Raw genomic sequence first — 13,273 nt, forward strand, 5'->3', positions numbered from 1 at the left:
GGTCGTTACTATATGGATTAATAATTAGGGTTCTGAACTAATACACCGTTTGATTTGTCAATCTCATCCTGAGGCAGAGGCAACAATGCGTGTTTGTCCTGATAACCGGTTTTTCCGGCGGCATGTAGCACTTCTTTGGCAATTCCCCAGCGCACGAGGTCGTAGAAGCGGTCGAACTCCATGCCCAACTCAACCCGGCGTTCGTGACGGATAGCTTCGCGCAGTTCGTTCTGGTCATCGGTAGTCACCTCCGGCAGGATATTGCCATTCGTGCCACGGGCACGGCTACGCACCATCTCAAGATATCTTTTCGCATTAGTCTTGTCGCCCGTTTCGCAAGCTGCTTCCGCAGCCATCAATACAACGTCAGAGTAACGGATCAGACGGATGTTCACCCAATATCCACCCTTTGTGTACTGTGCGCGCAAAGCCGGGTCAGTATATGCTTTCTTGTTGAAATACTTGGCAACCACATCGGCATTGGCAATCGGCTTCTCACCATAAGGTTTGTTGGCAGGAATGGTCGACGGGTCTTCCCCTGTTCTGATGAAATACAGCAAAGTTTCGTCTTTCCGGGGGTCACCTTCTTCAAACGCGTCGGCCAATAATTGGGTGGCAGTATGTTGCCCCCAACCTAAATTCCATTCGCCTGCTCCACGGCATCCTTGTACCTGAGCATACTGGCTGCCGATATCATTGGAACCCGGAAGGGCCGTAGTGGAAGTACATTGTAGTTCCAGGACAGACTCACTACAGTTTTCTCCTTTTTCACGGAAGATGGTTTCGTAAGGTGTATTCAGGTTGTATAAACCGGAAGCAATCACATCTTCTGCCGCAGCACGCATATTATTCCAGTCATTACGCATCATGTAGGTGCGGGCATGCAAAGCGCGGGCTGCTCCCCAGCTAAGACGGCCAACGTATTGTGCCTCCCAAGTGCGCGGCAGACAAGATTCTGCATTGCTCAGGTCTTCATCGATCAAAGTATAGATCTGGGCAACAGAGGACTTGGGTATATTGGCATCTGCCACACTCTCCACCTTAAAATCAATCAGAGGCACTTCGCCAAAAGCACGCACCAGATTGAAATAGCAGAAAGCACGCATGAATAGGGCTTCCCCTTTATTTATCAGGTCGCCGCCTGTCAATGACGGATTCGACTTCATTTCCTCCAATACATCATTGGCTTTATGAATCAACGTATAGTTAGCGTTCCAGTAACTTTTTATCATGCCGTTACTTGCAGCATATTCAAAGTCATCAAACATCTTTCCTGTAGCAGCTCCGTCAGCCAGCGTACTCCCCTTTTCCGCATCTTCCGAGCGCATGCCATGAATAGCCAGTGCCGTGTTTCCCGACACGATATGATAACCACGGAGCAGAGCATACATATTAAATATCTGTGTCTCATAAGTACCTCCGGTCAGGTCATCTTCCGTCAATGATCCCTGAGGTTTTTGATCTAACAGGTCACTGCATGACATCTGGGAACATCCCAGTGCCAAAGCCATTATATAATAAAATATCTTTTTCATACTGTTCGTCTTTCTTTTATTAGATTTCATGTTTAGAATGATAAATTAAAGCCCAAGGTATACACAACCGGCATCGGGTATCCTCCACCGTCAATACCAAACGAGGTTGCACTACCACCCACTTCCGGAGTATATCCGGTGTTGCGGCTCCACGTCTTGGGGTTCTGGATGTTACCATAGATACGCAAAGCTTGCAGCTTGATGCGGCTCAGCAAACGGGGGTCGAAGGTATAGCCCAATTCTATGTTACGGATGCGGAAGAAACTGCCGTCCTCTACGAAGTAAGAAGAGGCTTCCAGGTTTACGGAACGGGACGGATCAAGAATTGGTTCCCAGTTGGATGTTCCTTCACCATGCCAGCGGTTCAGACGCTCTGTGCGATAGTTGAACTGTGCATAAGCACTGCTATCCCAATTGCGATAGACCTCATTCCCATAAACTCCCATCATATCCACACTCAAGTCAAAGTTCTTATAGCCCAAACTTACATTAAAGCCATACGTAAAATCAGGAGTAGGATTACCAATCATCGTACGGTCTTTCTCTGAAATGATACCGTCTCCATTGACATCGGCAAACTTCAAGTCACCCGGCTTCACAGAAGCTACCTGATTGGGGAATGAGGTTTCAATATCCGTCTCGTTTTGATAAACTCCTGCCACTTTGTATCCATAGAAGTAACCGATGGGATAACCTTCGGACACTCGGGAAACACCGTTAATGATAGAGTAATCCTTGCTTATCAGTGACACCACTTCGTTGTTAATGGTAGTCAGGTTGGCAGAAATGCCATAACGCCAGTCTTCACCAATCTTATCATTCCAGGATGCCGACAATTCAAAACCACGGTTACGAATCTCGCCCGTGTTCTGCAATGCGGGGACCGTACCGGAAAGCCCGGGAACAGTGGTCAGCAAATCTTTCGTTGTCTTGTTGTAATATACAGGAGACAACTGCATGCGACCACCCAGCAGATGCATATCGAAACCTACTTCCCATGAGTAGTTGCGTTCCCAGCCCAATGTCTGCGAAATCAGTTTGTCCGGTCCTTTACCTGCGATTACATTGTCACCAAAGACGGCAGAGCCCGAACTTGTGATGTTGGGATAAGCCGGATAGCGGGAACCGCCTGTATTCTGGCTTCCCAAAACTCCCCATGAACCTTTCAGCTTCAGATAATCAATCACATTTTGTTTCTTCATGAAGTTCTCTTCGCTCATTACCCAACCGGCACCGAATGAGTAGAAGTTATCCCATGTATTTCCCGTTCTCTTGAATACGGAAGAACCGTCGCGACGATAAGAGGCATTAAACAAGTAACGGTTTTTGTAGTTATACAACGCACGGAACAAATAGGACATAGTGAAACGCTTGTACTGGGATGCTCCGTTAGTTGCTGATGTAGGATCATCGATAATGGAAATCCACCACTTATCCTCGTCTTCGCCAATGGGAACACCATAACCCGGCAATTGGCTGCGACCTCCGGATAAGTCAGAGTATTCGTTATAGTTTGTTGTGAGACCGGCAGTCAGTGTCAGTCCATGATCGCCGAACTGGTTGATATAGGTCAATACATAATCAGACTGTGCAGCCATCGAGGTAGACTTGGACTGGCTGACACTCTCTTTATCCGTCAGCCTTTCTTTACCGCCTTCCACATCCGGATTGTACACATAGATGAGCGGAGAATAAGAGCGTGACTGGTTGGAAGCATAGTCCAGAGAGAAGGTAGCCTTAAAGGTCAGGTTCTTCATCAGGTCAAGTTCACCATAGATATTTCCCGCCATACGATAATTGGCAGACTTATTATGAGCACCTCTCAACACAGGCTCAATCATCGGATTCCATACCTGGGCGCGCTGGAAATCGGGAAGTGTATGCAGTAGACCGTTTTCCTGCTCATAGACAGGAGCAATCGGAGCCGCCTTCAAGGCAGATGCCACACCTTTTGCATCAGGATACAGAGCACGTACACCGTTCACTTGGAAACCAAAGCGCAGGAAATCGGTTACTTTATGTTCGCTATGCAGGTTTACTGTAAACTTGTTCAGTTTCTCACTTTGAATAGAACCTTCTTCCATTACATAGCCCAAACCCAAATAGAATTTGCTTCTTTCTCCCGAAGCCATAATACTAACCGTATTATTAGTAAGGAAACCGGTCTGGAACATCTCATCCTGCCAGTCGGTATCTGCATTCCACACGGTATAATCATACGGATCACCACCCTGATTCATACGCTGCTCATTATAGAGCATCTTGAACTGCTCCGCATTGGTCAGGCTGACATGGTCAGTAACCGTCTTCCAACCTACCGAACCGTTGATGTTGACCTGGGTCTTGCCTTCTTTAGCCTTCTTTGTAGTAATAATGATAACTCCATTGGCACCGCGTACACCGAAGATAGCCAAAGAAGAAGGGTCTTTCAGAATTTCCATGGATTCAATATCAGCCGTATTCAGATAGTTGATATTATCGGTGAACAATCCGTCGACTACATACAGCGGAGTATAACCGTTGATAGAGTTCGTACCGCGAACACGGATTTCAGGATCTTGTCCGGCACGGCCTGTATTGACTACCTGCACACCGGCAACCTTACCCTGAATAGAAGCTAAAGGATTAACAGATGGTTTGGAAGCAATTTCAGCAGCTTTCACCGTTACGATAGAGCCGGTCAAATCGCGTTTCTTGGCACTACCGTAACCCACTACAACCACTTCATCGATGAGCTGGCTGTCTTCCTCCATCGCTACGTTGACGTTGGAACGACCGTTAAGTGCCACCTCCTGCTCTTTCATACCAATATAGCTAAATACCAAAGTAGCATTGGCCGACACGCCCGAAAGCTGGTATTTTCCATCAATATCGGTAATCGTTCCCATATTCTCCTGTCCCTTTACCCGGACCGAAGCGCCTATAACAGTCTCGCCTGTCTTGTCAGTAATGACACCCGAAACTGTAATCTTGTTCTGCGCCATCGAAACGACAGCGAACAGCAACATCACACATGTAATTAATAGATTTTTCTTCATTTTGTATTGATTTAAAATTACTCCGCAAACGTAGAGTATAAATTGATTTAAGTCAAAAAACGGGCTACCACAAGAGTACCACGCTTCATCAAAGTACTACTTTATAACTACTACACTCTGTCAGAACAAACTAGTTATCAGATGTTTATTTTCAATAAAGTTTTCATATTCCCATGTCGTCCTTACCCGCTTCCGGTTTCGGAACTTTATTGGAAAACTCTTTCAGTATAACTTTACTTTGGGAATCCGTTGGCGGAATTAATGTTTCCTTCCTCGCGTCTGCAAGAATTCAAGACCGGGTTCTGTCCATACCTGACTCGTATCTGGTCCGTACCTGCTCCGTAGCAAATTCGGTTAGAGGTACCCTTAACCGAATTTGCTACGGAGCAGGTACGGACCAGATAGTTATTTGATATGTGCCTGACTCAAGCCAGGCTAACGGCTAATTCCACCAACGGGCTTTAGGATTATTAAAAGGATTTAATGAAGGGTGAACAAAGCCTTATTCACGTTGCGGCTGTCAGTACCTATCATCACTTCAAAGTCACCCGGTTCGCACACAAAATCCAGATTGTAGTTGTAGAACTTCAGCATATCGGACGTTATCTTGAAAGATACCTGTCTCGCTTCACCGGCTTTCAGGAAGATTTTTTCAAAGCCTTTCAGTTCTTTCACCGGACGGGTTACACTGCCTACAAGGTCACGGATGTAAAGCTGCACCACTTCGGCACCATCGCGCTTTCCGGTATTGGTCACCGTTACGGTGGCTGTGATTTCTCCGTTAATGTTCATGGACGATTGATCCAATGTAATGTCACTGTAAGAGAAAGTAGTGTAGCTCAAGCCATATCCGAACGGATAGAGCGGTTCATTGTCAACATCCAGATAGTTGCTGCGGAACTTCTGGAACCATTTGCCCTCCGCCAGAGGACGACCGGTATTCTTATGGTTATAAAACAAAGGAATCTGCCCCACATTTTTCGGGAAAGTCATCGTCAGTTTGCCGCTCGGGTTTACATTGCCGAACAATACATCGCCAATGGCAAGGGCGGCTTCACTACCACCAAACCATACATTCAGGATGGCAGGCACGTTTTCCTGTTCCCAGTTCAGCACCAAAGGACGGCCGGTGAACAACACCAATACTACCGGTTTACCGGTTTTCAATAATTCCTGCAAAAGCACACGTTGCGTATCCGGCATTTCAAGGTCTGTGCGGCAACTGCTTTCGCCACTCATTTCAGAAGATTCGCCCAAGGCGGCAACAATCACATCCGACTTGGCCGCCACAGCGAGAGCCTCATCCAGAAGCTCTTTGTCCGTACGGTTGTCGCGGTGCAAAGTGCGCCCAAACATGGTGGCACGCTCTTCATATTCAGCATCGCTCATCAGGTTGCTGCCTTTTGCCGTAAGAATTCTGGCTTTGCCGCCTACCACATCTTTCAGTCCTTCAACCAGCGAAGGATATTTATTCATCACGGCAGCCACGCTCCACGTACCCGGCATGTTGCTACGGCTATCCGCCAAAGGCCCTACTACGGCAATCGTTCCTTTTTTTGCCAGGGGGAGGAGGGGGGAAAGTTGACGAGTTGACGAGTTGACAAGAGAACGGGGAGCTACGTTGTCATTCTTCCTTGTTCCCTTGTCCCCTTCCCCTCTTGTCAACTGAAAAGGTGTATTCTTCAACAGTACAAAACTTTCCGAAGCTGTTTTGCGGGCAATGGCACGGTGTTCTTTGGTGAAGACTTCTTTCTTCGGACGAGTTACATCGCAATACTTATAAGGATTATCAAAAAGACCAAGTTTGTATTTAGCTTCCAGAATACGGCGACAAGCAGCATCGACAGCCTTTACCGAAACTTTACCTTCTTCCAGAGACTTCTTAAGGGTACTCGTGAAAGCATCGCTCACCATATCCATATCGACACCTGCATTCAGTGCCAGGGCGGCAACCGTCTGTGTATCACCCATACCGTGGTCCGTCATTTCGGTGATACCGGTGTAATCCGTCACAACGAATCCGCCAAAGCCCCATTGCTTGCGGAGCACATCTGTCATCAACCATTTATTTCCGGTGGCCGGCACTCCGTCCACTTCGTTGAACGAAGCCATAACACTGCCCACACCTTCTTCTACAGCCGCCTGATAAGGCAACATATATTCATTGAACATACGCTGATGGCTCATATCCACCGTGTTATAATCACGTCCGGCCTCCGGTGCACCATACAGGGCAAAGTGCTTCACACAAGCCATGATTTCATTATTACGGCTCATATCTTTTCCCTGATAACCGCGCACCATGGCGCGTGCAATTGCCGCTCCCAGGAAAGGGTCTTCACCGTTACCTTCGGAAACACGTCCCCAACGGGCATCACGAGAGACATCCACCATCGGACTGAATGTCCAGCAAATACCGTCGGCACTGGCTTCAATGGCAGCGATGCGCGCAGATTCTTCAATGGCTTTCATATCCCACGTGCAAGACAAACCCAAAGGTATAGGGAATACTGTTTCGTACCCATGAATGACATCCATACCAAACAAAAGAGGAATACCGAGCCGGCTCTCCTCAATCGCCTGTTTCTGCACATCGCGGATGCGTTCCACTCCTTTCAGATTGAAAAGACCGCCTACTTCACCGGCACGGATACGTTTGGCCACATTGCTGCTCTTGGCCTGGCCGGTAGTAATCTCGCCCGTTACCGGAAGGTTCAACTGACCTATTTTCTCTTCAAGAGTCATCTTCTTCATCAAATCGTCAATGAAGCGGTCCATGTCTAAAGGAGATTTCTGTGCTTGTACGCCAATAGATACAAACATCAATAACATTAAAAACAATTGTAACTTAAGGGATAAATGTTTCATGCTTTTCATTCTTTATTATTATTGGAGAAAAATGATTTCACTGCAAATAAAGGGAAAGCCCTTCAAACTCTTATAATCCAATGCTACAACAAAAGTACCTTTAGGGCAGATTATAAAAAAAAGGAAGTACTATTTTAGTACTTCCTTTCACTATATCAAGCTAAGGATCAATCACTTAAAGTTTATCATAAAATCTGTCAGGCTATCTTCCTGAGACAGGTTAAACTTCTTGCGCAGGCGATATCTTGCCGCATCCACTCCACGTACTGAGATGTTGAGCAGTTTCGCAATTTCCTTCGTCGGCAGGTTCAGGCGAAGCAAAGCGCAGAAGCGCAAGTCGCCCGATGTCAGATCAGGATACTGCTGTTTCAGATTTCGGAAGAAGTTCTCGTGTATCCGGTCGAAGTTGGCCTGAAACATGTTCCAGTTCTCTTCGTCCGAAACGATGTTGTTATTCACCAAAGCAAGCAGTTTATCCAGGTTCTTTCGTGTGTACTGCCCGGATAGCTTCTGCTGCTGTATCTCTTCTTTCAAGGAGTTCAGAAACTCCTGATGGGCGATATTAGTCATTACCACGCCCGACAACTCCTTGCTCTTGAAACGCAGGTCCGCTTCAAGTTGTTCTTTCTCAAGTTCGATAATCTTCTTCTCTTGTTGTTCAATCTCAGTCTGATGAGCTATGCGTTGCTGTTCAATCACGCGGTCTTTCTTCTTCTTCACGGACTGATAAACGATGTATTGCAGCAACAGTAACAGAAGCAGTCCGGCAAGCACATATCCACTGATAGCCCAATAGGACAGGTACCAAGGCCTCAATATTACAAAAGGAAGCGTTACCGACGCCAGAATCTGGTCTCCATCATATACTTCCGCTTTGAAGACATAAGAGCCAAAAGGCAAACGGGTATATTTCTTCTCCAAACTACGACCATCATCCACCCACTGGTCATTAAGACCTTCCAGTTTATATCTAACCTTATAAGTATAGTTATTATAAACCGGATAACACAAAGAGAAACACACCGTACTAAACTCCGCCTCTATCTTGTTTTCTTCCTGCACAGGCAGTTGTTTTTTCTTTCCTGTCCATTCAGCCTCCACCGTGATGCCCGAAACCCATAAAGAACGCTTGACGGAAGATTTATATAATAAGGAACTATCCGCATCAATGCGGGCAATGGCATTATTCAGGCAAAGATAAGAGCTCTTGCTACCCTTGTCATAAACCATCGCCGCCCTTTCTTCTATCGACAGCCCTTCGAACAAAGAGAACGGAATCCGATGTTCAATCTGAAAAACATTCATCTCACACTTCACCAGATAGGCCATCCGCCCACTGATAAACCAATACATATTACCGCCTGCATGGCTCACATCATTTATCCCTTTCAGTTCCGGCAATTGTTCATTCATCACCTCATAAGGGATAATCGAGTCCGCCATATCTTCATAAGTATAGAACGCCTTTCCATTTGAGAAGACTACCCGGCCGTTAATCTTAAAAAGAGAGAAATTCCCGTCCTTCACATCTCCCAACTCCATGTATACTTTAAGGTCTTCCACCCTCTTCAAATCCGGACTGATTCGTAAACGGAACAGTCCTTTCCGCAAATGCTTTACCCAGATATTTCCCCGGTGATCCATTTCTATGCCCCGCACCATATGAGTAAATCCACCCAGTGAGTTCAGAAAGCTCCAGACACCGGAAGCATTCTCCTTATACAGATTCAGAAACGTATAAGTTCCCTGCAACAGAAAAGGACGCCCTTCATGGTAGATTTCCCTCATGCACATTGCTCCCCTTACGTCCGAAATCAATGATGCCTGCAAACCTTCTATCTGAAAAGTGCCTTTATTATGCCCGCAGAGAATCTGATTTCCCCACTCTCTGACGTACCATGCCTGTTCCTCCAATCCGGGAACAAGTTCCAGTTTTCCGTTTTTCACCCGGTAGAGTCCCTGGTTGGACGCCACATAAGCCTCATCTTCCTTTACCAGTACATCATAAATCATACCAATCTTCCGGTAAGGGGGTTCATAGTAATATACCAGGGAGTTATTCAGTATATAGGCCATTCCTTCATCCAGAGCCACCCAGACATTGTTATCGGCATCGCAATACAGCCCCAGAACCGTGTTGTTCTGCAAACGGCTGTCCGTATTTTCTTTCCAGAGCAACCGCCCCTTTTTGTCTATCGCATAAACCCCGTTAGAGATGGTACCAATGATATAACAACTATCTTTCGTCATCACTGCCCGGTTAACGGTGTACTGCTCCAGTTCAGCATCACATTCCGTATGCCACTTCACTACCTTTCCATGCTGATAAATGAAGCCGCCACTATTCCGGGTCAGCAACAAAGCACCGTCATCATACGGAAGTCCTACCATAACATCACTGTCACCCAGCAACTTCCGGTCAATCAGAGGTTCAAATCCATTATTTATAAAGATAGAAAGTCCTTCATTGATTAGTTGGGAATAAAACGTATCGCCTACCTGAAACAGATTCAGTGGGAGCGATTTCGTACGGATACCTCTCACGGAATGTCCGTCGTAAATGAATAAGGAACCAAAAGATTGAAATACAATCTCGTCCTGCACAGACACAATACTCCAGATTTCATCATTCTGAAACCGGAAATCTTTCACTTCATCTTTTAATGAATGGTATACAAGACTATCTAATACATCACGTTCAAAGTAACCGAATTCTTCAAAAGAGCCTACAAATATTTTTCCGTCTTCACCAATATACACAGCACGCACAATATTCTTGGTAGGCAATTCATGCAAGTCCCACCTGCTCCCGTCAAATTCCAGCAAGCCTTTGTTGTTACCAACATACATGATTCCCCTCTCATCCTGGGCAACAGACCAATTCTGGATACCTGCGTTATAATCGGATACGGAATAACTTCTCACGATGGGAGAAAATGGAATAGAAGAACCTCGTGATAAACTACTAAATAGAGAAAAGATACAAAATAATAGCAGAGTTGTTCTCATAGACGTTGCTTTACGGTAATCTTTAAGCAAAGGTAGGGGTTTCTATCTAAAAAACGGGTAAATCCCTCGATTATCTTTAAAGAAAAGAGAAAAGATAATCGACAGATTTACCCGTTTATAGCATTATAATCAGTTCTTTGCAACCGGAGCGCTCAACATTTCCCTGTATTTCGCAGAATCACCCAGCACCTTCACGGCTTCATTCAAATCATTATCATCCTTCAACTGCTGGATGATGCCGCCACGTTGGAAATAATAACGCTTGATGATATCCTGCGCAATCATATTCTTGATATCCTTTGAGAAATAATCAAGGTCGCGGTCCAGATTGTGAGTCAGCTTCTGTTCAAGTGCCTTGAACTCATCGGAGGCATCTTTCATATATCCTTCAAATTCGGCCATTTCCTTCAGGCTCTTCAATATCTTTTCGCTCTGCTGGTCATATTTAAAGTCGGCTTTCTTCACCATCTCCTTGAATTCGGCATAATCGGCATCAGTCACCTCAAAGTTCTCGGGAGAAGCAATTGTGGGATGTTTCTGGCAATATTGCGTTGCATAATTGAATATCAGATTATCATTGACCAGATAGAACAGGATATTCGGCAGTTTTTCCTGTTCTACTGCCACATCCGGTGTCACTCCGCCACCGTCACGAACTTCACGTCCGGCAGCCGTATGGAATACGGTGGTCAGACTATCAGGGATACGTCCTACACTACCGTCAGGATTACGGTGCTTGTAGTCTATCGCTTGTACGCAACGTCCGCTGGGGATATAATATTTAGAAGTAGTCACCTTCATCGTACCGCCATAAGGCAACGTGCGAGGCACCTGCACCAGACCTTTTCCGAAAGTACGGTTACCTACAATCACCGCCCGGTCATAATCCTGCAAAGCACCTGCAAGGATTTCAGAGGCAGAAGCTGTACCGCTATTCACCAACACAGCAACAGGTATGTCCAAATCCAGAGGTTCACGCAGTGTCTTATAAGAATTGCTGGCTTGTTTAATCTTACCTTTCGTCGTTACAATCATCTTGCCACGGGGCAGGAAGAAGTTGGCTATCTCCACAGCTTCTTCCAACAGACCGCCGCCATTGTTACGCAAGTCAATTACCAACGAAGTGATGCCTTGTTTCTTCAAATCCAGAAAAGCCTTTTTGAATTCTTTGGAAGGATTGCCGGAGAAAGTACTCAGGCTGATATAGCCTACATTGTTATCCAACTTCCCATAATAAGGTATGAACGGCAACTGGATACTCTTACGAACAACCGTAAAGTCCAATGGTTTTTCCTCGCCGGGACGTTCCACTTTCAATTGAAAGCTCGTACCTACCTCACCGCGCAGCATCTTGCTCACATCCGTATTTCCAGTCAGGTCTTTCCCGTCTATCTCAAGCAATATATCTCCGGCTTTCAGACCGATTTCTGCAGCGGGCATATTCTCATAAGGTTCCACAACTACCGTACGTTTCAATTTCGGTTCATAACGGATGATAGAACCTATACCGCCATAAGAACCTTTCAACATCTGCTCCAGTTCGCTCCGGTCCTCTTCTGGATAATATTCCGTATAAGGGTCCAGTGAATAAAGCATTGCATCAATACCCTCACGTATAGTCTTGTTCGGGTCCAGTGTATCCACATAGAACATATCCAGTTCCTTCACAATGGAATTGAATACATCCAGGTTCTTTGCAATCTGGAAATTGCGGCTATCACCACTCTTGAAACTAAAAAAGACAACCGCACCTACCACCAGAACTGAGGCAGTTATCCAGCGCACTTTCAGAAATCTCTTCATATCTTACTTATTATAATTCACTGATTTTCATTTTAATATCTTCCCACCACTCGGCCGGCATCTCAGCGCCAATCACCCGGATGATGTTTCCCGATAAAATAGAACCCGTCTTACCACATTTCTCCAATGAGTATCCGCAAGTCAGTCCGTATAAGAAGCCGGCGGCAAAATAATCGCCCGCACCGGTTGTGTCTATTACCCTATCCACCGCAACAGCATCCACATGCACTTCTTCCGTACCCTTACGGATGAGTGAACCCTTGGCACCCATCTTCACAATAGCTATGCTGCACATTTTGGCAATGATGCCCAGTGCTTCCTGCGGCTCTTTACCGGTAAACGCTTTTGCCTCTTCTTCATTGGCAAACACGATATCCACATACTTGTTTATTAATAACGAGAAGAACTCATGGTCTTGCTCCACAATATTATAACTTGCCATATCCAAGCAAACCTGCAACCCTGCTTCCTTAGCCAACTCTATGGCACGGAGTATCATGTCGTGGTCCTGCACCAGATAACCTTCAATGAACAAATAAGTATATCCCTTGAACATCTCCCGCGAAAGCTCTTCGGCCTTCAATGTGGCGGCAGCACCCAGATAAGTACCGAATGTACGCTCCCCGTCAGGTGATATAAAAGTGGAAGCTACCCCCGAAGGCAATTCGGTCGAGACTAACAGATTCGCTTCTGTTCCCCGTTCCAGCAAGCTCTCCCTATAAAACTTTCCGTAAGTGTCGTTGCTGACTTTACCGATGAAACCTGTTCCTGCACCCAGACATGCCAATCCGCGTATAGCATTACCGGCAGACCCACCGGTTGCGAGCTGGGTCTCCATCTGGCTGAAACATTCATTAATTATCTGCAGTTTATTCTCATCAATCAGAGTCATGCTCCCCTTGGGCAAATCCATTTCCTTTAGAAGATGGTCATCGTTTAAAGTAGCAAGAACATCAACAAGGGCGTTGCCCATACCAATTATTTTGTCCATTTCGATATTTTTTTTGCAAAGATATTGCA

Annotated in this window: 6 protein-coding genes; all 6 read right to left on the reverse strand. The window is 45.9% G+C overall.

What is annotated here, in order from left to right:
• Positions 1–17: 17 nt before the first annotated feature.
• The 6 genes from QZ135_RS01155 to QZ135_RS01180 all read right to left on the reverse strand — a co-directional run bounded on the left by QZ135_RS01155 (position 18) and on the right by QZ135_RS01180 (position 13,244).
• On the reverse strand, positions 18–1,535 hold the full coding sequence (locus QZ135_RS01155; RefSeq protein ID WP_294605118.1) for a RagB/SusD family nutrient uptake outer membrane protein: 1,518 nt from the start codon (positions 1,533–1,535) through the stop codon (positions 18–20).
• A gap of 32 nt (positions 1,536–1,567) precedes the next feature.
• Entirely contained in the window at positions 1,568–4,573 is a 3,006-nt protein-coding gene (locus QZ135_RS01160; RefSeq protein ID WP_294605120.1) for a TonB-dependent receptor, read from the reverse strand.
• A 480-nt stretch (positions 4,574–5,053) separates the two neighbouring features.
• Entirely contained in the window at positions 5,054–7,441 is a 2,388-nt protein-coding gene (locus QZ135_RS01165; RefSeq protein WP_294605123.1) for a glycoside hydrolase family 3 N-terminal domain-containing protein, read from the reverse strand.
• A 171-nt stretch (positions 7,442–7,612) separates the two neighbouring features.
• Positions 7,613–10,450: a triple tyrosine motif-containing protein gene (locus tag QZ135_RS01170; protein WP_294605126.1), complete on the reverse strand. Its 2,838-nt coding sequence runs from the start codon at positions 10,448–10,450 to the stop codon at positions 7,613–7,615.
• A gap of 129 nt (positions 10,451–10,579) precedes the next feature.
• Positions 10,580–12,253, reverse strand: a complete 1,674-nt coding sequence (locus QZ135_RS01175; RefSeq protein WP_294605129.1) for a S41 family peptidase — start codon at positions 12,251–12,253, stop codon at positions 10,580–10,582.
• A 10-nt stretch (positions 12,254–12,263) separates the two neighbouring features.
• Positions 12,264–13,244 (reverse strand): adenosine kinase, encoded by a 981-nt coding sequence (locus QZ135_RS01180; RefSeq protein ID WP_294605132.1) that lies wholly within the window; start codon positions 13,242–13,244, stop codon positions 12,264–12,266.
• Positions 13,245–13,273: the final 29 nt, after the last annotated feature.

Source organism: uncultured Bacteroides sp., from assembly GCF_905207245.1.
GTDB lineage: Bacteria > Bacteroidota > Bacteroidia > Bacteroidales > Bacteroidaceae > Bacteroides.

Coding starts and splice junctions, on each gene's coding strand:
- QZ135_RS01155 (WP_294605118.1), bottom strand. CDS start 1,535: ATGAAAAAGATATTTTATTATATAATGGCTTTGGCACTGGGATGTTCC.
- QZ135_RS01160 (WP_294605120.1), bottom strand. CDS start 4,573: ATGAAGAAAAATCTATTAATTACATGTGTGATGTTGCTGTTCGCTGTC.
- QZ135_RS01165 (WP_294605123.1), bottom strand. CDS start 7,441: ATGAAACATTTATCCCTTAAGTTACAATTGTTTTTAATGTTATTGATG.
- QZ135_RS01170 (WP_294605126.1), bottom strand. CDS start 10,450: ATGAGAACAACTCTGCTATTATTTTGTATCTTTTCTCTATTTAGTAGT.
- QZ135_RS01175 (WP_294605129.1), bottom strand. CDS start 12,253: ATGAAGAGATTTCTGAAAGTGCGCTGGATAACTGCCTCAGTTCTGGTG.
- QZ135_RS01180 (WP_294605132.1), bottom strand. CDS start 13,244: ATGGACAAAATAATTGGTATGGGCAACGCCCTTGTTGATGTTCTTGCT.